This window comes from Streptomyces sp. MUM 2J (assembly GCF_022414535.1).
In the GTDB taxonomy this organism is placed as follows: domain Bacteria; phylum Actinomycetota; class Actinomycetes; order Streptomycetales; family Streptomycetaceae; genus Streptomyces.
The window spans coordinates 58,022-77,841 of the sequence record NZ_JADWYM010000020.1; the positions used below are offsets into that span (position 1 = coordinate 58,022).

The following is a 19,820-nucleotide window of genomic DNA, read 5'->3' on the forward strand; positions in this document are numbered from 1 at the left end:
TGTCGGCACGGCGGATGGGGGCGAGGCCAGGCCTCTCCGGTGACCCCGGTGCCGTCACCGGCAAGACCGGCGACACCGAAGTGCAGCCACTTCGTGTACCCGTTGCGCGCCTCGGCCCTGGTCGTCGACCTGGTGGTCTGCTCCCGCGGCTGCGGGGCGGCGGCCACGCGATCGTCCCCGTCCTCGTTCACCGGGCCCCCTTCGCACAGGTGCCCCGGCGGTCGGTGGATTCTGAGCGCGGGCGGTGCCGGAGCCGTATCGAGGGCGAGACCCCTCAGGGAGGAACACATGAGGTCGACCCGACCCGTGGTCGCGCTCGCCGGAGCGGCGGCCGTGCTGGCGCTGGTGGGCTGCCGGTCCGGCGGCGCGGAGCAGGACGCGGTGCCGCCGGTGGCGACCGGGAGCCTGGAGCGCCTGGCCGCTACGGTGCAGTGCACCCCGAACATGCAGACCGACGCGGACGAGATCCGCCAAGCCGTGTGCAGCAACGCGGACGGCAGGTTCGTCCTCGCCACCTTCGCCACCGATCGCGGCCTGCGCGAATGGATCAACGAGGCCAAGGACTACGGCGGCCACTACCTCGTCGGCCGCAAGTGGGTCGCCGTCGGGGAGAGCGAGGTGCTCGACGCGCTGCGCGGCACGCTCGGAGGCGACATCGAGGAGGGGACGGACCACTCGGCGCACACGGGCGGCTGACCCGGTGCAAGGCGGAGCCGGCGGGGGCAGTGCCCACCGCCGGCTCCGTCATGTCCCCCTCACCTCGTCAGGCGCACCGCCCGCCCCTGTTGATGCAGCTGGCGATCTTGTTCGCCAGGCCGTTCTTCGTGATGCTGATGAAGTCGTCGTGGTCGGTGGCCGCCTTGTGGAGCTGCTCCGGGAAGCCGTCCACCGCGAAGGCGTTCTTCACCTGGCCGTTCTCGACGACCGGCTGCGGCACCTCGTACACCAGGCGCATCGTCAGCTGCGGGATCGGCTTGAAGCCGGCCTTGCAGTTGCCCCTGTCGTCGGCGAAGTCGACGTGCGTACGGTGGTTGGCGCTGTCGATGTTCTGCCCGTCCCAGCACGACTGGAAGGCGAACGAGCGCACCACGTCGCTTCCCTCGGGGCAGATCGGGTACTGCTCGGTCAGCTGCACCTTGTTCTCGAAGCCGGTGCAGCTCCAGTGCGCGTTGGCGTTCGCCAGGCCGTTGGTCGTGGTCTTGGCGTCACCGGTGATGATGCGCAGGAACTGCGGCAGGGCGACGACCTTGCTCCGCGGGTTGCCGACGTACTTGATCTGCGCCTGCTTGGCGGTCAGGATCCGGCCGACGTTGCCCTCCTTGCCGCCGCCGTCCTGGTTCTGGTCGAACTCCTGGGTGCCGTCCTGCAGGCGCAGCACCGGCCAGTAGTACGCCGACAGGTCGTTGCGGTTGCTGCAGCTCGTGCCGCCCTGGAGGAAGTTGTCGTTGTCGGAGAACGCGTTGATCTTCTGGTTGCCGACGTAGTCGTGCGTGTGGTGCGCGCCGTTGGTGACACCGGGCGCCACGATGACGTTGTCGGTGTTGTAGTTCTTGTTGGCGTTCACCCCGCAGCGGACGGTGAAGCTGCCGGTCGAGGCGTTGCGGGAATTGCGGGGCTTGGCCTTGACGTTCGCCTGCACCTTGGTGATGTCGACGAAGTCGGCCGCGGTGGGACCGTTGCCGGCCTGGCCGCCGATGCCGCCCTGCTGCCCGCCGTCGCCGTTCTGCTGGCCGCCGCCGTTCTGCTGGCCGCCGCCGTTCTGTTGCTGGCCGCCGTTCTGCTGCCCGTCGCCGTTCTGCTGCTGGCCGCCACCTGCCTGCACCTGGTCGGCGGTGGTTCCCGTGCAGGGGGCCATCCGGTCCAGACTCTGGGGCGCGTTGCCGCCGACCCGGTTGATCTCCAGCTGGATGCGGTCGATGATCACCTTCCGCCGGTCCTTCAGCGGGCCCAGGATGGTGTTCTGCACGAACCTGCCGTCTCTGGCCTGCGCGTCCCGGGTGGTCGTCAGCCGCTGGTAGGCCTCGGTGATCTGACGGTCCAGCGTGGCCAGTTCGCCGTCCACCTCACCCCGGGCCCGGTTCGGCACGTCGGTGAGTTTCTGCCCGACGTCCGGGCAGGTGATCGTCGCCACCTGGCCGGATGCGGCCTTCGTCCAGTTGCGTGGCGAGTGGTTCCTCTCGTGCGCCGATGCGTAGAAGTTCGCCCAGACCAGCCCGCCCCCACCGAGCGCTAGGGCCGCCGATGCGGCTATGGCCTTGGTGGCCATCGACGAACGGCGTTTTCTTGTGTTGCGTCCCATGGAACTCCTCTGACTTCCTTGCGGGCTTGCGGGGCGGCATCGAGGCGCCCGACAGGAGTGAAGCGGCTCCCTTTGATACGCAAGCGGTTCCTGGGGCGTTCAAATGCCCGAAGAAATCAGCGCAGTTGCAGGTCGGAGCAGGTGGCCGGACGCGTCCGGCGGACACCCGGCGGGACACGCCGAGGGGCGTCCACCGGCGGTGGACGCCCCTCGGAACCGCGGGTGCGGGTCAGACCTGGCCGGCCTTCTCCAGGGCGGCGCAGCAGGTGTCCACCAGCAGGCGGGTCACCACGTACGGGTCGACGTTGGCGTTGGGTCGGCGGTCCTCGATGTAGCCCTTGCCGTCCTTCTCGACCTGCCACGGGATGCGCACGGAGGCACCGCGGTTCGACACACCGTAGGAGTACTCGTCCCACGGGGCGGTCTCGTGCAGACCGGTCAGGCGGTCGTCGATGCCGGCGCCGTACTGCTTGACGTGGTCGAGCGGCTTGGAGCCCTCGCCGAGCGACTCGCACGCGGTGACGATCGCGTCGTAGGACTCGCGCATCGCCTTGGTGGAGAAGTTGGTGTGCGCACCGGCGCCGTTCCAGTCGCCCTTGACCGGCTTCGGGTCCAGGGTGGCGGCGACGCCGAAGTCCTCGGCGGTGCGGTAGAGCAGCCAGCGGGCCACCCACAGCTGGTCGGCGACCTCCAGCGGGGCGAGCGGACCGACCTGGAACTCCCACTGGCCCGGCATGACCTCGGCGTTGATGCCGGACAGACCCAGGCCCGCCGACAGGCAGTTGTCCAGGTGCGCCTCGACGACGTCACGGCCGAAGATCTCGTCCGAGCCGACACCGCAGTAGTAGCCGCCCTGCGGGGCCGGGAAGCCGCCCTTGGGGAAGCCGAGCGGGTAGCCGTCCTGGAAGAAGGTGTACTCCTGCTCGATGCCGAAGATCGGCTCCTGAGCGGCGAACTTCTCCGCGACCTCGGCCAGCGCGGCGCGCGTGTTCGTCGAGTGCGGGGTCATGTCCGTGTTGAGGACCTCGCACAGCACCAGCACGTCGTCGCCGCCGCGGAGGGGGTCGGGACAGGTGAAGACCGGCTTGAGCACGCAGTCCGAGGCGTGCCCCTCGGCCTGGTTGGTGGAGGACCCGTCGAATCCCCAGATCGGCAGCGCGTCCAGCCCGGCAGGAGCACCCGCGATTATCTTCGTCTTCGAACGGAGCTTGGCCGTCGGCGCGGTGCCGTCGATCCAGATGTACTCAGCCTTGAAGGTCACGGGCCACATCCTTCGGGGTGGGTCTGGGCGCACCTGCCGGTGCTGCGGCGCTGCGGCACCGTGGCGCCGCGCTGGTTGCCCGCGAGCCTGTCAACAGGCGATTTCCCGACCATTGCCCGGATGTGAACCGCGTGTTACCGGGTGATGCTGCGGCGTGACTCACGCCGTGAGGGCGGGGGAGGGGAGAAGGAGCCGTGCGTCACGGCACGCGGCGGGCCCCGGTGGACGACTCGTATGCGATGCGGTTGAGCCGGTCCGGTCCGCTCGGAAGCTCTCCGGCGCTGCGTCCTGAACCCCCGTCAGGAGGGGCCGGACCGCCGCCCTTTCCTGCCCGTCGTGTACCGCGAACGGCACCACCGTCCGCCCGACGAGGGGCTGAAGAACGCCTCGCCGAGGGGCACGGGCCGGACGCCCGCCTCGATGACGGCCCTGCGCCGGTCGTCCGCGGCGTGCACCTCCCGCGGACGGACGGCCCGCCTCCGGCACGCGAGGCGCTGCGGTCCCCGGACGCGCCGGTCCCGCTGCTCCTGGCGGGAGCAGCGGGACCCACGACGCGGCCCGGTGGGCCGCCGGGCCGGCGTGCGGGGAGACGGAGATCATGCCGGGCGTCTCCCCGCACGCGCTGCCCCAGGCCGCCCCCGCCGGGCTGGGGCAGTCGCCTCGCCGGTTTCCCGGGCACCCGGCTCCCTGAGCCGTGCGCCCGGACCTCACCCCACCTTCTCGATCACAGCCCTGCGGATCAGGAACTTGCCGGGCTCGCGGACCTGCTCGAAGGCCGCGTTGTTGAGCAGCACGCAGCTGCCGGAGACCGAGGTGACCTCCACGGTCGTGGACTTGTTGTTGTCCAGGTTCGTCACCTTCAGCTTCGTCCCTGCCGGGAACTGGTCACTGGAGGCCGCCGGTGCGCCGCCCTCGCCGGACAGGGTGACGGTGGACCCCTTGCACACCTGCTCGCCGACGGCCACGGCGCCCCCGTCGCCCGCCCCGGAGGGCTGTTCGGCCTGCTCGCCGTTCCGGCCGTCGTCCTGGGCGTTGCCCTGGCCGTTGTTCTGGGCGCCGTTGCCGTTCTGCGCGGCTTGGGAGTCCTGAGCCGACTCCCCCACCACGCACCCGGACGCCGCCTGCTTGCGCTTGATCTCGTCGATCACCGCCTGCCGGTTGGCGATCCTCGCCTCCGACTGCGCGTCGGGGTTGGCCCGCTGGCCGTCGATGAAGCGCTGGTTGTTGCCGAGGGCGGTGGCCAGCCCCTTGCAGGCGACCGACTCCGCGGCGGTCTGGGGCGGGGCGGCGTTCGAGGTGCTCGCCATGACGAAGGCACCGCCGCCCGCCACCGCCGCCGCACTGACCAGCAGGGCGATCTTCTTCTTCGTGCCGAGAGTTCTCCTGCGCGACATGCGCGCCTCCTGAAGAGGTAGGGGAGCGTACGCCGCTATGTACGAGATCCCGAACGAAGTTGCTCACAGGTTTCCGGGTACTCTCAAGTAACCTATGTCACAGGGGAGTTGAGTACGACCCGTCCTCTGTGTGACCGGACCTCTCGCTGCTCGCGGGGCGCGGCACCGCCACCGACGTGCCGCGGCGGCCCCCCGGTCCCGCGCGCCGGCGAGGCGTCCGCGGTCACGGCGCCATCGTCGCCACCGCCCGTTCGCGCACCCCCGGGAACGCGCCGTCGCCGTCCGCCGGAACGGACCGGTCGCGGCACGGGCCGCGCGCGCCTCGCCCGCCGTAGCGCTGCCGAAGGGGCGGGTGTCACCCGCGGGACAAGGCGTCCCGTACGGCGTCCTCGGTGCGGGCGACGACCGCCGTCCCGTCGGCCGCCGTGATGATGGGACGCTGGATCAGCTTCGGGTGCGCGGCGAGCGCGGCGATCCACCCCTCGCGTGCACCGGCATCCCGAGGCCACTCCCTCAGTCCCAGCTCCGCGGCGACGCGCTCCCCGGTGCGGGTGATGTCCCAGGGTTCGAGACCGAGCCGGTCGAGCACGGCCCTGATCTCGTCCTCGGTCGGCACGTCCTCCAGGTAGCGGCGGACGGTGTACTCGGCCCCCTCGGCGTCGAGCAGGCCGAGAGCGCCGCGGCACTTGGAACAGGCCGGGTTGATCCAGATCTCCATGCGCGCCACGGTACGCGACCCCGTCCGCGACCGGCTCTGTTCGAATTTTGGGCGTCCCGGCCGTCCCGCCCGCCACGCCGGTCATGGGGCGTCAAATCGTGCTCTCAACTGCGAAGTTGTGTCCATTCGGAGGCTCTCGGATGTCAGTGTCGGGCAGTAGAATGGAGGAAGTGTTCGAGGGAGTCGCCGGAACCTCCGGCGGACCGTCCCGACCGCGACAGGAGGATGCCCGTGCCCGCTGCCGCACTGAAGCCGAAGCCGTCCGCCGAGCCGCTGCCCACCCAGTCCACAGCGCACCGCCGCGTCCCGCTCGACCTGCCCTACGCGCCCGTGCACAAGCGACCCCTGCCGCCCGGGCGCCCCCGCGAGTGGTACGTCACCCACAACCGCCGCCTGAAGGCCATGCGCCTGGCCATCGCCCTGCTCGACTCCGGCGTCACCCTGCCCGTCCAGGCGCGCAACGAGACGATAAGGAGCACCGCGCGGCTGATCGGCGTCCACCCGCCGTCGGACACGACGTGCCACATGGTCCGCGCTCTCATGCGGTACTCGCGGTAGCCACCGCGAGCCGTGGACGCCGGGTGCCCCGACCCCACCCGGGGGTACCCGGCATCGCGCCGGTCAGCCGCTCGACTCCCGCTCCAGAGGCGTCCGGACCCGCGGCGTCACCCGCGTCGCCCCCCACCCGCTCGCGCAGCCGCTCCGGACCCCGCTTCTCGCGCATGGGCTGGAGGAGCGGGTCCTGGACGTGGTTCTGTCCCGGCTGTCCGATGCGGGAACGCTGCGGGCCGGGGGCCGGCAGCGGACCGATTCCACACAGGCGCTGGCCGTGGTGCGCACGCTGAACCGCATGGAGTTCGTCGGCGAGACGCTGCGAGCGGCGCTGGAAGCGCTGGCCGCGGCCGTCCCGGACTGGCTGCCCCCGCTGATCGACGCATCGTGGGTGGACCGCTACGGGGCCAAGGCCGACAACTATCGTTTCCCGAAGGGAGGCAACGCCCGCCTGGAGCGGGAAGAGCAAGTGGGACGGGACGGGTTCGCGCTCCTGGATGCCGTCGATGACGCGTTCGCTCCGGCCTGGCTGGGCGGGATCCCCTCGGTGGGAACCCTGCGCCGGGCCTGTTCCGAGCAGTACCACCGGGACGCGGAGGGGATGCGCCGGTGGGAGGGCAAGGACCTCCCACCAGCTAGTGCCGCAACAGGCGGCGTTCGCCCCGTCGCGGCGCCCGGCACGCACTCCCGCCGCACCGGCCGAAAGCCCGAGTACGCCCGGTACGAGGACTTCCGGCCGGCGCGCCAGGAGCACGCACCGGACGCCGCTCCCTGACGGGCGAACGGTGCCTGCCGCGGCACTGGAGAGCGGCTGTCCTCGCCATATGACACTGATGAGGCCGCCGCAGCCTCACATCCCGGGCGCGCCCCACACCGGGAACCAGCGGGCCAGGTCCTGCTCGATCCGCAGGTCGTCGGCGAGGGCCGCCTTCACCTGGAGCTCCAGTGCGTTGTCGCGGCGCTGGGCCCGGCCGGGCAGCGGGGCGAACGGGTAGAAGGTGCCCCGTTTGTAGAGGTAGACCAGCGCCAGCCTGCGGTCGCGGTCGTCGCGGAAGCCGGCCAGGGAGCACAGCAGCTGCGGGCCGAAGCCGTTGACCTCCATGGCGCTGTTGACCGCGTGCAGGTCGTTCACGAGCTGCGGCAGTTCGTCGGGGGAGCGGTGGGACACCAGCCAGGAGTAGCCGTAGTCGTCCTGGGTGAACTCCACCGGAGGCCCGGTGCGCTCGGCGTCGGCGTCCAGCAGCGCCTGCACCTCCCGGTGCGTCTGCTCGAACGCCGAGCCCTCGACCGTCGCGAAGCACACCGCGCCCTGCCCGGTCGCGGTGAACCCGGCGGCGGCCTCCAGCGTCACCGCCGCCGACGGCAGCGCGAAGAGCTGGTCCAGGTCGGGCGCCACCGGTTTCGTACGGCCGAGGAGGATGTCGAGAAGCCCCATGTCAGCCCTTCCCCGGTGCCGCCGGCTCGCCCAGCTCGGAGGAGATCCGGCCCAGTTGCTCCAGCCGCTGCTCCAGAGGCGGATGAGTGGCGAAGATCCGGGACAGGCCGGGTTCGCGGCCGTCGGCCGGGGTGAAGTAGAAGGCGTTGAAGGCCTGGGCCGTGCGCAGGTCCTTCGACGGGATGCGGGCGATGTCGCCGGAGACCTTCGTCAGCGCGGACGCCAGCGCCGAGGGCCGGCCCGTCAGCAGCGCCGCCGCACGGTCGGCGGCCAGCTCGCGGTACCGGGACAGCGCCCTGATCAGTACGAAACTGGTCGCGTACACGGCGAGGGAGACTCCCAGCACGCCCGCGATGATCACTGCCGTGTTCTGGTCCCGGCGCCCGCCGAACATCCCCGAGTACAGGGCGAACCGCACGAGCAGACCGGCCAGGACACCGAGGAACGAGGCGATGGTGATCACGGCCACGTCCTTGTGCGCCACGTGCGAGAGCTCGTGCGCGAGCACGCCCTCCAGCTCGCCGGGCTCCAGTCGCCGCAGCAGACCGGTGGTCACGCAGACGACGGCGTTGTCCGGGTTCCGCCCGGTGGCGAACGCATTCGGCATGTCCATGTCTGAAACGGCGACGACCGGCTTGGGCATGTCCGCCATGGAGCAGAGCCGGTCGATCACCGCGTGCAGCTCCGGATACTCCTCCCGCTCCACCACCCGCCCGCGCATCGCGAACAGGGCGATCCGGTCGGAGAACCAGTACTGCGCCCCCAGCATGCCCGCCGCCACCACGGCGACCAGCACCCAGGACTTCAGCAACAGGATCAGCGCGGCCACGAACGCCACGTACAGCAGCCCGAGCAGAAACAGCGTGACCGTCATCCGGACGGTCAGTCGCCGATCGCTCTGGAACCGACTCCGCATCTGTACCACCCCGCAGTCAGGCACTCGCCTACTGCAAGTGTGCACCCGGCGCGACCCAAGGCCGGGTCCCGATCGGCCCCAGTACCGGCAAAAGGTCCCCCCTTCCGCGCCCGGAACCCGCCGCGCCCGTTCGGATGCGGACCCCGGGCCTCCCGCCCGCTCTGCTTCGACACGTGATCGCCGAACGGACGCCGCCCCCTGTCGCGGCACCAGCCACGTCGGTGATCCCCGGCGAGCACCGTCTCCGTCCGGGCGTTCCCGGTGAGCCGCGCGGCGGCCGCCACCTCGACGGTCTCGACGGTCTCGGCCACGGTGCCTCCCCCGGTCAGGCCCGGAAGTCCTCCGGTACCGGTCAGAACCTGCCCGTCCGCGTCAGTGCGCTCCCCGCATCCGCGCCCACAGCAGCACCGCGAGCCCCGCCGCCACGCAGCCCAGCACCACGATCGTGGTCAGTCGTGGGGAACGGCGCCGGCGGCCGGGCCCCGGATCGGGCCGGAAGGGGACCGGGCCCGGCGGGTTGTGCTTCCAGCGGGCGGCGAGCATACGGGCGCGGGCGGACGGCTCCTTGTGCTCGGCGTCGTCCGCCCACTTCAGATCGAACTCACGCTCGGGATCGTTCTGGTCGGACATCGGTCGTCACCCCCGTGTCGGTGCCCCGGGCTCCTTGTCTCCCGGGTCCCTCGTTCCCCTGTTCGCATGGTACATACGCCGGCGCCCCCGCCTCCCGGACGGGAGACGAGGGCGCCGTACGGCTCACGCGTGGCTCACGCGCGGTCCGATCACACGTCGAAGTAGAGCTCGAACTCGTGCGGGTGCGGACGCAGCTGCAGCGGGGCGATCTCGTTCGTGCGCTTGTAGTCGATCCAGGTCTCGATCAGGTCGGCGGTGAACACGTCGCCCTGGAGCAGGAAGTCGTGGTCGGCCTCCAGGGAGTCGAGGACGGCCGGGAGCGAGGTCGGGACCTGCGCCACGTTGGCGTGCTCCTCCGGAGCCAGCTCGTACAGGTCCTTGTCGATCGGCTCGGCCGGCTCGATCTTGTTCTTGACACCGTCCAGGCCCGCCAGCAGCAGGGCCGAGAAGGCCAGGTACGGGTTGCCGGAGGAGTCGGGCGCACGGAACTCCACGCGCTTGGCCTTGGCGTTGGAACCCGTGATCGGGATACGCATCGCGGCGGAGCGGTTGCGCTGCGAGTACACCAGGTTGATCGGGGCCTCGAAGCCCGGCACCAGGCGGTGGTAGGAGTTCACCGTCGGGTTGGTGAAGGCCAGGAGCGACGGGGCGTGCTTGAGGATGCCGCCGATGTAGTAGCGGGCGGTGTCCGACAGGCCCGCGTAGCCCTGCTCGTCGTAGAACAGCGGCTCGCCGCCCGCCCACAGCGACTGGTGGACGTGCATGCCCGAACCGTTGTCGCCGAAGATCGGCTTCGGCATGAAGGTCGCGGTCTTGCCGTTGCGCCAGGCCACGTTCTTCACGATGTACTTGAAGAGCTGCAGGTCGTCGGCGGCGGCGAGCAGCGTGTTGAACTTGTAGTTGATCTCCGCCTGGCCGGCGGTGCCGACCTCGTGGTGCTGGCGCTCGACCTTCAGGCCGTTCTTCTCCAGCTCCAGGGAGATCTCGGCGCGCAGGTCGGCGAAGTGGTCGACCGGCGGGACCGGGAAGTAGCCGCCCTTGTAGCGGACCTTGTAGCCGCGGTTGTCCTCGAGCGCACCGGTGTTCCAGGCGCCGGCCTCGGAGTCGATGTGGTAGAAGGACTCGTTCGCCCCGGTCGCGAAGCGGACCGAGTCGAACACGTAGAACTCGGCCTCGGGGCCGAAGTACGCCGTGTCGGCGATGCCGGTCGACGCCAGGTACGCCTCGGCCTTCTTCGCCACGTTGCGCGGGTCGCGGGAGTACTGCTCGCCCGTGATCGGGTCGTGGATGAAGAAGTTGATGTTGAGGGTCTTGTCCCGGCGGAACGGGTCGACACGGGCGGTCGACAGGTCCGCGCGAAGAGCCATGTCGGACTCGTGGATGGCCTGGAAGCCGCGGATCGACGAACCGTCGAAGGCGAGCTCCTCGTCCGGGTCGAACGCCTCAACGGGCACGGTGAAGTGCTGCATGACGCCCGGCAGGTCGCAGAACCGGACGTCGACGAACTTGACGTCCTCGTCCGCGATGAACTTCTTGGCCTCGTCGGCGTTCTGGAACATCCAGCTCCTCCTACTCCCGACCGACTGCCGGGGTGGTAGATCGTTCGTGCGGCCAGTGCGGTGGCACACGCCGTCCCCGACCCTAGGGACGGGTGATTTCTCGGGCGTGACCCGTTTGTTTCGCAGAAGTTAACCGGCCCGGGTTCAACCGTAGCCCCGACACACCCCGCGCACACCCCGCCCTGCGGTGGTCCTGTGCGGGCGCAGTACCGTGGTCGGGTGGACAACAGGCAAGCAATCGGATCGTGGCTCTCCGGGCCCCGTGCCGCCATGGAGGACGCCGGAGCCGACTTCGGTTACCGGGGAGAGCAGCTGGGGCTGCCGGAGACCGGGCCGAACTCCCTCGCCCGCCCGGGACGCCGGCTCGGCGCGCTGGGCGTGGACTGGGGCCTGTGCGTCTTGATCGCATACGGTCTGATCACCGACGGCTACAGCCCCGCCACCAGCAACTGGGCGCTGCTGATCTTCCTGGTGATGAGCCTGCTCACCGTGGGCACGATCGGCTTCACCCCGGGCAAGCGCCTCTTCGGCATCCGGGTGGTCAGCCTGGAGACCGGAACCGTGAACCCGCTGCGCGCCGCCGTGCGCACGGTCCTGCTCTGCCTCGCCGTGCCGGCACTCGTCTGGGACCGCGACGGCCGCGGGCTCCACGACCGGCTGGGCCGGACGGTGGAGGTCCGCGTCTGATCCCTCCGGGGTTCCACGGCGGGCCCCGAACGGTTCGGCGCGTACCGCACCGCCCCGCACACGCAGTGCCGGCCCGCCTTGCGTCCGGCCGGCGTCCTGTGCCGGGCGCTCAGGCTTCGCCCGGGCTCTCCCGCGGGACCGGCGGTACCCGCACCACGACGCACCCCACACGACGGCGGAGGGGTCCGGCGATCGCCGGACCCCTCCGCCGTCGTGCGGGAGAACTCGTCGGGACGACCGTCAGCGGGCCTTCGGGCCGCCCTTGGGCATCCGCACGCCTTTCGGCATCGGGCCCTTCGGCATCGGCATGTTGCTGAGCAGGTCGCCCATGGCGCGCAGCCGGTCGTTGGTCGCGGTCACCTGCGGGCCGGTCAGCACGCGCGGCAGCTTCAGCATCGTGGTGCGGACCTTCTTCAGCTCGACCTGGCCCTCGCCGGTGCCGACCACGATGTCGTGCACGGGCACGTCCGCGACGACGCGGCTCATCTTCTTCTTCTCGGCGGCCAGGAGGGTCTTCACCCGGTTCGGGTTGCCCTCGGCGACCAGGACGATGCCGGCCTTGCCGACGGCCCTGTGCACCACGTCCTGGCTGCGGTTCATCGCCACGGCGGGGGTCGTCGTCCAGCCCCGGCCGATGTTGTCGAGGACGGCCGCGGCGGCGCCCGGCTGTCCCTGCATCTGCCCGAAGGCGGCCCGTTCGGCCCGGCGCCCGAAGACGATCGCCGTCGCCAGCAGGCCCAGCAGCAGGCCCAGGATGCCCAGATAGACGGGGTGGCCGATCAGGAAACCGATCACGAGGAAGACACCGAGGGTGCCGAGCCCGACTGCCGCGAGTACGAGACCGATCCTCTTGTCGGCCTTGCGGGTCATCTTGTACGTGAGGGCGATCTGCTTCAGTCGCCCTGCGTTCGCGGCGTCCGCCGCGTTGTCCTTCCTCGCCATGCCCCGAAGTCTACGTGCCCCCGGAAGCGCCTTCGACGGCAGTGCGGGGTGACGAGCGACTCAGGAGCGGGTGGCGACGCGCTCCAGGACCTGCTGGGCCTCGACCCGGTCCTTGGCGCGGCGGCGGTCCTCCAGGACGGAGGTCCAGGCGTTGCGGCGGGCGGTGCGCTGGCCGCTGCTCATGAGCAGGGACTCGACGGCGCGCAGCGCGTCGGTGAAGGACGGAATCGCGGTGGCGCGAACGGGCGCGGCCTGCATCTGGGGATCCCCCTACGGCTGGCGGGACGGGTGTACGTGGCGTGAGTCCAGCGTCACTGATTGGTGTTACCAGGGCGTGACCGACCGGTCAAACACCCATGAAGCCTTTGCCGCAGTGTCCGGCGGCGACCCGGAACGCCGGTGCGGCCCTGCCCCGTGCCCTGATCAGCGAGGACGGCCAGGACCGCATCACCCCGGCCATTACCCGCCGGTAATAATTTGTGCGTGAATTCACACAGTATGGTTCCCGAGGCGATCCCCGGGTGGTTCCCCGACGGTTCTCAGACGGCCTGAGTGGCCGCGAAGCCGTCCCGCTTCTCGATCGCCATCCGGTACAGGCGGCCGGCCCGGTAGGAGGAGCGGACCAGCGGGCCGGACATCACGCCGGAGAAGCCGATCTGCTCGGCCTCCTCCTTCAGCTCCACGAACTCCTGCGGCTTCACCCAGCGCTCCACCGGGTGGTGGCGCACGGACGGGCGCAGGTACTGCGTGATGGTGATCAGCTCACAGCCGGCGTCATGCAGCTGCCGCAGCGCCTCGCCGACCTCCTCGCGGGTCTCGCCCATGCCGAGGATCAGGTTCGACTTGGTGACCAGGCCGACGTCGCGGGCCTCGGTGATCACCTTCAGGGAGCGCTCGTAGCGGAAGCCGGGGCGGATGCGCTTGAAGATCCGGGGCACCGTCTCGACGTTGTGCGCGAAGACCTCGGGGCGGGACGAGAAGACCTCCGCCAGCTGCTCGGGGACCGCGTTGAAGTCGGGTGCGAGCAGCTCCACCTTGGTCCGGCCGTCCTCGCGCTGAGCGGTCTGCCGGTGGATCTGCCGTACCGTCTCGGCGTACAGCCAGGCGCCGCCGTCCTCCAGGTCGTCGCGGGCGACGCCGGTGATGGTGGCGTAGTTCAGGTCCATGGTGACCACCGACTCGCCCACGCGGCGCGGCTCGTCGCGGTCGAGGGCCTCCGGCCTGCCCGTGTCGATCTGGCAGAAGTCGCAGCGCCGGGTGCACTGGTCGCCGCCGATGAGGAAGGTCGCCTCGCGGTCCTCCCAGCACTCGTAGATGTTCGGGCAGCCGGCCTCCTGGCAGACCGTGTGCAGGCCCTCGCTCTTGACCAGGTTCTGCATCTTGGAGTACTCGGGACCCATTTTCGCCCGCGTCTTGATCCACTCGGGCTTGCGCTCGATGGGGGTCTGGCTGTTGCGGACCTCCAGGCGCAGCATCTTGCGTCCGTCCGGTGAGACTGCGGACACGTCGGCTCCCTGTAGCTTCGATTCTTCGGCGTACACCAGGGTACGCCCGTGTTTACTGAGCCCTACCGCTCAGGCCAACCGCCCGGCCGCAGGGTGCATTCCCCTGATCAGGCGGTCGCCTTCTCGATCGGCCGCGGCTTCAGCTCCGCGTTCTCCAGGATGTCCCTCAGGTGCCTCTCCGCCACCGGCAGCACCTCGTCGATCGTGACCTCCCGGCCCACCTCGTTGGTCAGCGACGTGACCCCCGCGTCGCGGATGCCGCACGGGATGATCCGGTCGAACCAGGCGTTGTCCGGGTTCACGTTCAGGGCGAAGCCGTGCATCGTGACGCCCTTGGCGACCCGGATGCCGATCGCGGCGATCTTGCGGTCCTCGCGGCGCTGGCCCGCGTTGGAGGGGGCGTACTCGGGGCCGTTGAGCCGCGGGTCGAACTCCTCGTCGTGCAGGCGCGGGTCGAAGTCCAGGGAGAGTCCGCCGAGCGAGGGGCGCTGCTCCACCGGGTCGCCGAGCACCCAGACGCCGCTGCGGCCCTCGACCCGGGTGGTGGCCAGGCCGAACTCGGCGCAGGTGCGGATGAGGGCCTCCTCCAGGCGCCGCACGTGCGCCACCACGTCGACCGGGCGGGGCAGCTTCTGGATCGGGTAGCCCACCAGCTGGCCCGGACCGTGCCAGGTGATCTTGCCGCCGCGGTCGACGTCCACGACCGGGGTGCCGTCCAGGGGGCGCTCGCTGTCCTCGGTGCGCCGGCCCGCCGTGTAGACGGGGGGATGCTCCAGCAGCAGGACGGTGTCGGGCACCTCGTCGGCGAACCGCGCCGCGTGCACCCGGCGCTGCTCGTCCCAGGCCTGCTGGTACTCGACGGCGTCCGCTCCGAACCCCATACGGACGAACCGCAGCTCACTCACGGCAAGCGCCTCCCTCGAAGTCGTAAGGCCTGAAACGGGCCCACGCCACTGTACGTCCGCGGGATCCGCGCTACAGAGGCCGGATCTGCGTCAGCCGCTGGGGGCAATCCTCACACGATCGGATGAATGACCGCCAAAGGGTGCGACGGGGTGCTTACGCTCCGCTACATTCGCGCCGTTCACGAGGCCATAAGGGCAGCTCACAGGCAATTCCGGCACTTCAGTGGCCCGGAAGGCAGGAGACCACACCGCAGATGACGGAACGACCCGCGCAGCGCACCCCCAACCGCCAGCTCGCCGCGCTCATCGCAGAAGCGGGGTTCTCCAACGCAGGTCTCGCCCGTCGCGTGGACCAGCTCGGCCTGGAGCACGGGCTCGACCTGAGATACGACAAGACGTCCGTGACCCGCTGGCTGCGCGGGCAGCAGCCGCGCGGCACCACGCCGGCACTGATCGCCGAGGTCTTCACCCGTCGTCTCGGCCGTCGCCTCACCGCGCAGGACCTCGGGCTGGATGCCTGTGCGCCCGTCTACGCGGGCCTGGAGTTCGCCGCCGGCCCCGAGGAGGCCGTCGACATCGTCAGCGGCCTGTGGCGCAAGGACTCCGGCAGTCATGCCGAGCTGCGCAAGATCGCCTTCACCCCCGCCGGGCTCGTGGTGCCCAGCAGGGACTGGCTCATCGGCCGTGCCGACGAGAAGGTCGCCCGCGGCGAGACGCCCCGCGTCCCCGCCCAGGGCCGCCCCGCCGCGCCCCGGGGCACGGCCCCGGGCGAGCCGCGCCGCCGCAATCCGGCCGAGCGCGGGCCCGGACACCGGGTGAGCGGGGGCGACATCGCCGCGCTGCGTTCGGTCGCCGAACTGTTCCGCACCCTCGACGACGCCTACGGCGGCGGCCACGCCCGGCAGGCCCTCGTGCGCTACCTGGAGCACGAGTGCGAGCCGATGCTGCGCGGCGTCTACGGCGAGCAGACCGGCCGGCGGCTGTTCGGCGCCGCCGCCGAACTGACCCGGCTGGCCGGCTGGACGTCGTACGACATCGCGGCGCACGGCCTGGCCCAGCGGTACTTCGTCCAGGCGCTGCGGCTGTCCCAGGCCGCCGGGGACCGCGCCTACGGTGCCTACGTCCTGGTGACGATGAGCCGCCAGGCCGTGTACCTCGGGCACGGCCGCGAGGCCGTCCAGCTGGCGCGCGTGGCGCAGCAGGGCGTGGGCGGCGGCGGCCCGCCGGTCGTGCAGGCGCTGCTGCATGCCGCCGAGGCGCGCGGGCACGGGGTGCTCGGCGAGGTCCGCTCCAGCACCGCCTCCCTCGTGCGCGCCGAGCGCGCGCTGGAGGCGGCGCGACCGGGGGACGAGGTGCCCTCCTGGGCGCGGTGCTTCGACGAGGCCCAGCTGGCCGACGAGTTCGGGCACTGCCACCGCGACCTGCAGCAGTTCCGCGCCGCCGCGCAGCACGCCGAGCGCTCCCTGCAGCTGCGTGGCGCCGGGTACGCGCGCAGCAGGCTGTTCTCCAAGGTCGTCCTCGCCACCGCCCGACTCGGCCTCGGTGAACTGGACCAGGCCTGCCAGCTCGCCGCGGAGGCGGCCGGGCAGGCGGCGGAGATGCGGTCGGTGCGGGCGGTGGAGTACGTCAAGGACTTCGAGCGCCGCCTGGAGCCCTACAAGGACGCGGCGCCCGCGCGGGGGTACCGCGACAAGATCGCGGCGCTGGGGTAGGAGCCGGAGCCGGAGCCGGAGCCGCGGCGGGGCGGGGCGGCCCCGCCGCACGGCCCTGTGCCCGGGCCGGTGGTGCCCGGGCCGGGTTCCCCGCGCCGTGGGGCCGCGCGGAACCCGTGCTCCCGACCGACGGCCTTCAGGCGGCCTGCGCCGCCGGGGCCGGACCGGCGGTGTGCAGGGGCCCGGCCGCCCCCCGGTCCGCCAGGATCGCCGCGCAGGCGCGCCGGGCGGAGTGCAGGGCTCCCTGGACCGTGCTGGTGTCCCGGTGGTCGCCGCACACGTACAGGCCGGCCAGGAGCCGCACCGGACGCCTGAGGTCGTGCGGCGGCCGCATCGCGGGCACGGCCTCGGTGGTGCGGTGCACCGCGAGGGTCTCCCAGCGAGTGGTGGACGTGCCGTACAGCCGGGCCAGATGCATGCGGACGGCGGTGTCCACGGCGTCGGGCGGGACGCCCAGCACCGTGGACGAGATCAGCGCGCGGCCCGCCGGCGCCCGGGTCGGATCGACCCGGCTGACCACCGCCGTGTGGGCGACGGGGCCGCCCCGGTCGGCGTCCAGCAGCAGCGACGTGCCGGTCCCGGGCGCCTCGTCCGCCGTGTGGTGGACGACGGTCACCGGGTGGAAGGCTGGCACGCGCAGGCCGGGCAGCAGTTCGGCGGCGGTGCGCGCGTCCGTCGCGACCAGCACGGCACGGCAGCGGAACACCCCGTGCTCGGCCGTGGTGACCGCGGTGGTCGACACCGAGGTGACCCGCACCCCGGTGTGCACGGCGCCCGGCGGCAGCGCCCCCGCCAGCAGTTCCGGCAGCACCTCCGCGCCGCCCTCCGGCAGGCACAGCCGGCCCGCGGCGAAGGAGCGCAGTGCGAGGTCGGCGCACCGGCTGGACGTGGTCAGCGCGGGGTCGCACAGCAGGGCTGCCAGCAGCGGGCGCAGGAAGCCGTCGACCGTGCGTGCGGGTAGTCCGCGGGCGGTGAGGGCCCGGCCGGCCGGGGACTCGGGGCGGGACAGCAGCCGTTCGACGGGCAGGTGGGCGAGCCGGGTCAGGGCGGCGTCGAGCCGGGCCTGGTCGACGGGGCCGCCCAACGGGGCACCGGTACGGGCCCTGGGCACGGCACCCCTCGCCGTCCTGGGGGCGGCGCCCTTCGCGGCCGGCGCGCGGGGCGCCGTCCGGGGAGCGCTCGCCAGGGCGCGCACGACATGGAGTGCGCCCCTCGTGCCACTCCTCGCGCCCCGCGCGCCCGCGCCGCCCGCCACGGCACCCGCGCGGTGCCGGCGGCCGTCGCTGTGCAGCAGGACGCCCGGGGCGAACGGACGCAGGACGAGCGCGTCCAGTCCCGGGGTGCGGCGTAGTTCCGGATAGGCGGTGGACAGCAACTGCCCGATGCGGTCCAGCCGGAAGCCGTCGACCTTCTCGGTCGCCATCCGGCCGCCCACGTACGGGGCGGCCTCCAGTACCGTGGTCGTCACTCCTGCGCTGGTCAGCCGAAGCGCCGCCGAGAGGCCGGCGATCCCGGCTCCCACCACGACGACGTCTGCCTGGTACGCGGGCTCAAGCACGTGCCCCTCCTCGAGGTTGCGCGGCTGGTGGAGACGTCATGCCCTCAACAGCCGTCGGGAATACCCGAGTTCGGGACGAGGTTAGGGCCGTGATCGGTCGGGTGCAGTCGCGCACGAACAGGGCACGGTCGCACGGCGGTCGCATACGGTCACCGGTGGCCGCCCCGCCGCGCGGGGCGCGCTGCCCGTGCCCCGCGCGGCGGTCCCGGGCGCGCCGGCCCTACTCCCGCTGCGCCGCCCGGATCGCCTCCTCGATGCCGGGGAACGCGAAGACGAACCCCGACTCCAGCAGCCGCGCCGGCAGGATCCGTGCGCTGCCGAGCACGTCCCCGGACATCTCGCCCAGTACGGTCCGCAGCACCGGCGCCGGGACGCCGAGCAGGGTCGGCCGGTGCAGCACCCGCCCCATCGCCTCCGTGATCTCACGGTTCGTCAGCGGCTGCGGCGCGGTGAGGTTGAACGGGCCCGCGAGGTCGTCGCGGTCGATCAGGTGCCGGATCGCGGCGACCTCGTCGTGCAGCGCGATGTACGACCAGTACTGCCGCCCGTCGCCCAGCCGCCCGCCCAGCCCGGCCCGGAAGACCGGGAACAGCTTCGCCCAGGCGCCGCCCCGGCGCGACACCACGAGGCCGGTGCGCACCAGCACCGTCCGCACCCCCGCCTCCCGTGCGGGCCCGGCCGCCGCCTCCCAGTCCACGCACACCTCCGCCAGGAATCCCCGGCCGTGCGGCGCCCGCTCGTCCACGGCCCGGTCGCCGGTGTCGCCGTAGTAGCCGATCGCGCTGCCGCCCACGAACACGCGCGGCGGCTTCCTCAGCGCGGCGGCCGCCTCCGCGAGCGTCCGTGTGCCGTCCACCCGGCTGCTGCGGATCCGCTCCTTGTACGCCTCGGTCCACCACCGGTCGCCGATCCCGGCGCCCGCCAGGTTCACCACGGCGTCGCAGCCCTCCAGCCCCGCCACGTCCACGGACCCGCCCGCGGGGTCCCAGCGCGCCTCGTCCGCGCCCCCGGGCGCACGGCGCACCAGCCGCACCACCTCGTGCCCGTCGGCGGTCAGGGACCGCACGAGCGCACCGCCGATCAGGCCGGAGGACCCGGCCACCGCAATCCTCATCCGTCGCATGAGGCCATCCTGTCCCGTGAGCGCACGTGTCCCCCGGGGGAAACCCGTTTCGGGGCACGGCGGTCCCCACATAGGGTGACGGCCATGCCCGAGCCGACCCCGCACGAGCCGTCACCTCCCCGCCGGCCGCCGCACGAGCCGTCCATCCGCGTCGCCCGGCCCGAGGACGAGGAGGCACTGCGCCGGCTGGATCGCGCCAACTGGTCGCACCTGCACGCCATCACCCCGCAGCCCGAGCCCGGCGAGCCCTTCTTCCGGGAGACCGGCCGCCCCGCCGACCACCTCGTCGCCGAACTCGACGGCCGCCTCGCCGGGTACATCCGGCTCGGCTTCCCCACGCCGTTCGCCGCCAACACGCACGTACGGCACGTCCGCGGCCTCGTCGTCGCCGGGGAGGCCCGGGGCCGGGGCGCCGGCCGGGCCCTGGTGCGCGCGGCCGTCGACGGGGCCCGCGCGGGCGGCTTCCGCCGCATCACCCTGCGCGTCCTCGGCCACAACACCCCGGCCCGCAGGCTGTACGAGTCCGAGGGCTTCGTCGTCGAGGGCGTGCAGCCGGAGGAGTTCCTTCTCGACGGCGCCTACGTCGACGACGTCCTGATGGGCCGTCCACTGCGCTGAGGCCCG

General features: G+C 72.1%; 20 protein-coding genes. 6 read left to right on the forward strand and 14 right to left on the reverse strand.

What is annotated here, in order from left to right:
• Positions 1–288 precede the first annotated feature (288 nt).
• Positions 289–696: a hypothetical protein gene (locus I3F54_RS17805; protein ID WP_240119794.1), complete on the forward strand. Its 408-nt coding sequence runs from the start codon at positions 289–291 to the stop codon at positions 694–696.
• Positions 697–763: 67 nt separating this feature from the next.
• Here I3F54_RS17805 and I3F54_RS17810 read toward each other — a convergent pair whose 3' ends face one another.
• The 4 genes from I3F54_RS17810 to I3F54_RS17825 form a co-directional block, all read right to left on the reverse strand.
• A complete protein-coding gene (locus I3F54_RS17810; protein WP_240119795.1) occupies positions 764–2,299 on the reverse strand; it encodes a DUF1996 domain-containing protein in 1,536 nt (511 codons plus the stop codon).
• A gap of 229 nt (positions 2,300–2,528) precedes the next feature.
• The gene (glnII, locus tag I3F54_RS17815; RefSeq protein WP_240119796.1) at positions 2,529–3,560 is read right to left on the reverse strand and encodes a glutamine synthetase; all 1,032 of its coding nucleotides are present in this window, start codon (positions 3,558–3,560) and stop codon (positions 2,529–2,531) included.
• 707 nt (positions 3,561–4,267) lie between these two features.
• Complete coding sequence (locus I3F54_RS17820; RefSeq protein WP_240119797.1) at positions 4,268–4,954, reverse strand: hypothetical protein; 687 nt, start codon at positions 4,952–4,954, stop codon at positions 4,268–4,270.
• 355 nt (positions 4,955–5,309) lie between these two features.
• Positions 5,310–5,672 carry an ArsC/Spx/MgsR family protein gene (locus I3F54_RS17825; RefSeq protein ID WP_240119798.1) on the reverse strand — a complete coding sequence of 121 codons (363 nt, stop codon included), beginning with the start codon at positions 5,670–5,672 and terminating at the stop codon, positions 5,310–5,312.
• Between the two features lie 231 nt (positions 5,673–5,903).
• On the opposite strand from I3F54_RS17825, the gene I3F54_RS17830 reads away from it, so the two are divergent.
• A complete protein-coding gene (locus I3F54_RS17830) occupies positions 5,904–6,230 on the forward strand; it encodes a hypothetical protein (protein ID WP_240119799.1) in 327 nt (108 codons plus the stop codon).
• 190 nt (positions 6,231–6,420) lie between these two features.
• Positions 6,421–6,999, forward strand: coding sequence for a hypothetical protein (locus I3F54_RS17835; protein ID WP_240119800.1), 579 nt, complete (start codon positions 6,421–6,423; stop codon positions 6,997–6,999).
• Positions 7,000–7,074: 75 nt separating this feature from the next.
• On the opposite strand, the gene I3F54_RS17840 is transcribed toward I3F54_RS17835, so the two are convergent.
• The 4 genes from I3F54_RS17840 to glnA form a co-directional block, all read right to left on the reverse strand.
• Positions 7,075–7,659: a hypothetical protein gene (locus I3F54_RS17840; RefSeq protein ID WP_240119801.1), complete on the reverse strand. Its 585-nt coding sequence runs from the start codon at positions 7,657–7,659 to the stop codon at positions 7,075–7,077.
• Between the two features lies 1 nt (position 7,660).
• Positions 7,661–8,575, reverse strand: a complete 915-nt coding sequence (gene htpX / locus I3F54_RS17845) for a zinc metalloprotease HtpX (protein ID WP_240119802.1) — start codon at positions 8,573–8,575, stop codon at positions 7,661–7,663.
• A gap of 372 nt (positions 8,576–8,947) precedes the next feature.
• Positions 8,948–9,205 carry a hypothetical protein gene (locus I3F54_RS17850; protein ID WP_240119803.1) on the reverse strand — a complete coding sequence of 86 codons (258 nt, stop codon included), beginning with the start codon at positions 9,203–9,205 and terminating at the stop codon, positions 8,948–8,950.
• Between the two features lie 149 nt (positions 9,206–9,354).
• The gene (gene glnA, locus I3F54_RS17855; RefSeq protein ID WP_240119804.1) at positions 9,355–10,764 is read right to left on the reverse strand and encodes a type I glutamate--ammonia ligase; all 1,410 of its coding nucleotides are present in this window, start codon (positions 10,762–10,764) and stop codon (positions 9,355–9,357) included.
• Between the two features lie 219 nt (positions 10,765–10,983).
• On the opposite strand from glnA, the gene I3F54_RS17860 reads away from it, so the two are divergent.
• On the forward strand, positions 10,984–11,451 hold the full coding sequence (locus tag I3F54_RS17860) for an RDD family protein (RefSeq protein WP_240119805.1): 468 nt from the start codon (positions 10,984–10,986) through the stop codon (positions 11,449–11,451).
• Positions 11,452–11,691: 240 nt separating this feature from the next.
• Here the strand turns inward: I3F54_RS17860 and I3F54_RS17865 are convergent, their stop codons facing one another.
• The 4 genes from I3F54_RS17865 to lipB form a co-directional block, all read right to left on the reverse strand.
• Positions 11,692–12,393 carry a DUF4191 domain-containing protein gene (locus I3F54_RS17865; RefSeq protein ID WP_240119806.1) on the reverse strand — a complete coding sequence of 234 codons (702 nt, stop codon included), beginning with the start codon at positions 12,391–12,393 and terminating at the stop codon, positions 11,692–11,694.
• Positions 12,394–12,453: 60 nt separating this feature from the next.
• Entirely contained in the window at positions 12,454–12,651 is a 198-nt protein-coding gene (locus I3F54_RS17870) for a hypothetical protein (protein WP_240119807.1), read from the reverse strand.
• Positions 12,652–12,932: 281 nt separating this feature from the next.
• Entirely contained in the window at positions 12,933–13,898 is a 966-nt protein-coding gene (lipA, locus tag I3F54_RS17875; protein ID WP_240119808.1) for a lipoyl synthase, read from the reverse strand.
• Between the two features lie 107 nt (positions 13,899–14,005).
• Entirely contained in the window at positions 14,006–14,803 is a 798-nt protein-coding gene (gene lipB / locus I3F54_RS17880; RefSeq protein ID WP_240119809.1) for a lipoyl(octanoyl) transferase LipB, read from the reverse strand.
• A gap of 254 nt (positions 14,804–15,057) precedes the next feature.
• Between lipB and I3F54_RS17885 the strand changes: the two genes are divergently transcribed.
• Positions 15,058–16,515, forward strand: coding sequence for a regulator (locus I3F54_RS17885; RefSeq protein ID WP_240119810.1), 1,458 nt, complete (start codon positions 15,058–15,060; stop codon positions 16,513–16,515).
• Positions 16,516–16,651: 136 nt separating this feature from the next.
• Here the strand turns inward: I3F54_RS17885 and I3F54_RS17890 are convergent, their stop codons facing one another.
• Together I3F54_RS17890 and I3F54_RS17895 are read right to left on the reverse strand one after the other, a co-directional pair.
• A complete protein-coding gene (locus tag I3F54_RS17890; RefSeq protein WP_240119811.1) occupies positions 16,652–18,073 on the reverse strand; it encodes an NAD(P)/FAD-dependent oxidoreductase in 1,422 nt (473 codons plus the stop codon).
• 220 nt (positions 18,074–18,293) lie between these two features.
• Positions 18,294–19,196: a TIGR01777 family oxidoreductase gene (locus tag I3F54_RS17895; protein WP_240119812.1), complete on the reverse strand. Its 903-nt coding sequence runs from the start codon at positions 19,194–19,196 to the stop codon at positions 18,294–18,296.
• Between the two features lie 84 nt (positions 19,197–19,280).
• Between I3F54_RS17895 and I3F54_RS17900 the strand changes: the two genes are divergently transcribed.
• The gene (locus I3F54_RS17900; RefSeq protein WP_240119813.1) at positions 19,281–19,814 is read left to right on the forward strand and encodes a GNAT family N-acetyltransferase; all 534 of its coding nucleotides are present in this window, start codon (positions 19,281–19,283) and stop codon (positions 19,812–19,814) included.
• Positions 19,815–19,820 lie beyond the last annotated feature (6 nt).

Coding starts and splice junctions, on each gene's coding strand:
- I3F54_RS17805 (WP_240119794.1), top strand. CDS start 289: ATGAGGTCGACCCGACCCGTGGTCGCGCTCGCCGGAGCGGCGGCCGTG.
- I3F54_RS17810 (WP_240119795.1), bottom strand. CDS start 2,299: ATGGGACGCAACACAAGAAAACGCCGTTCGTCGATGGCCACCAAGGCC.
- I3F54_RS17820 (WP_240119797.1), bottom strand. CDS start 4,954: ATGTCGCGCAGGAGAACTCTCGGCACGAAGAAGAAGATCGCCCTGCTG.
- I3F54_RS17825 (WP_240119798.1), bottom strand. CDS start 5,672: ATGGAGATCTGGATCAACCCGGCCTGTTCCAAGTGCCGCGGCGCTCTC.
- I3F54_RS17840 (WP_240119801.1), bottom strand. CDS start 7,659: ATGGGGCTTCTCGACATCCTCCTCGGCCGTACGAAACCGGTGGCGCCC.
- htpX (WP_240119802.1), bottom strand. CDS start 8,575: ATGCGGAGTCGGTTCCAGAGCGATCGGCGACTGACCGTCCGGATGACG.
- I3F54_RS17850 (WP_240119803.1), bottom strand. CDS start 9,205: ATGTCCGACCAGAACGATCCCGAGCGTGAGTTCGATCTGAAGTGGGCG.
- glnA (WP_240119804.1), bottom strand. CDS start 10,764: ATGTTCCAGAACGCCGACGAGGCCAAGAAGTTCATCGCGGACGAGGAC.
- I3F54_RS17865 (WP_240119806.1), bottom strand. CDS start 12,393: ATGGCGAGGAAGGACAACGCGGCGGACGCCGCGAACGCAGGGCGACTG.
- I3F54_RS17870 (WP_240119807.1), bottom strand. CDS start 12,651: ATGCAGGCCGCGCCCGTTCGCGCCACCGCGATTCCGTCCTTCACCGAC.
- I3F54_RS17885 (WP_240119810.1), top strand. CDS start 15,058: ATGACGGAACGACCCGCGCAGCGCACCCCCAACCGCCAGCTCGCCGCG.
- I3F54_RS17895 (WP_240119812.1), bottom strand. CDS start 19,196: ATGCGACGGATGAGGATTGCGGTGGCCGGGTCCTCCGGCCTGATCGGC.
- I3F54_RS17900 (WP_240119813.1), top strand. CDS start 19,281: ATGCCCGAGCCGACCCCGCACGAGCCGTCACCTCCCCGCCGGCCGCCG.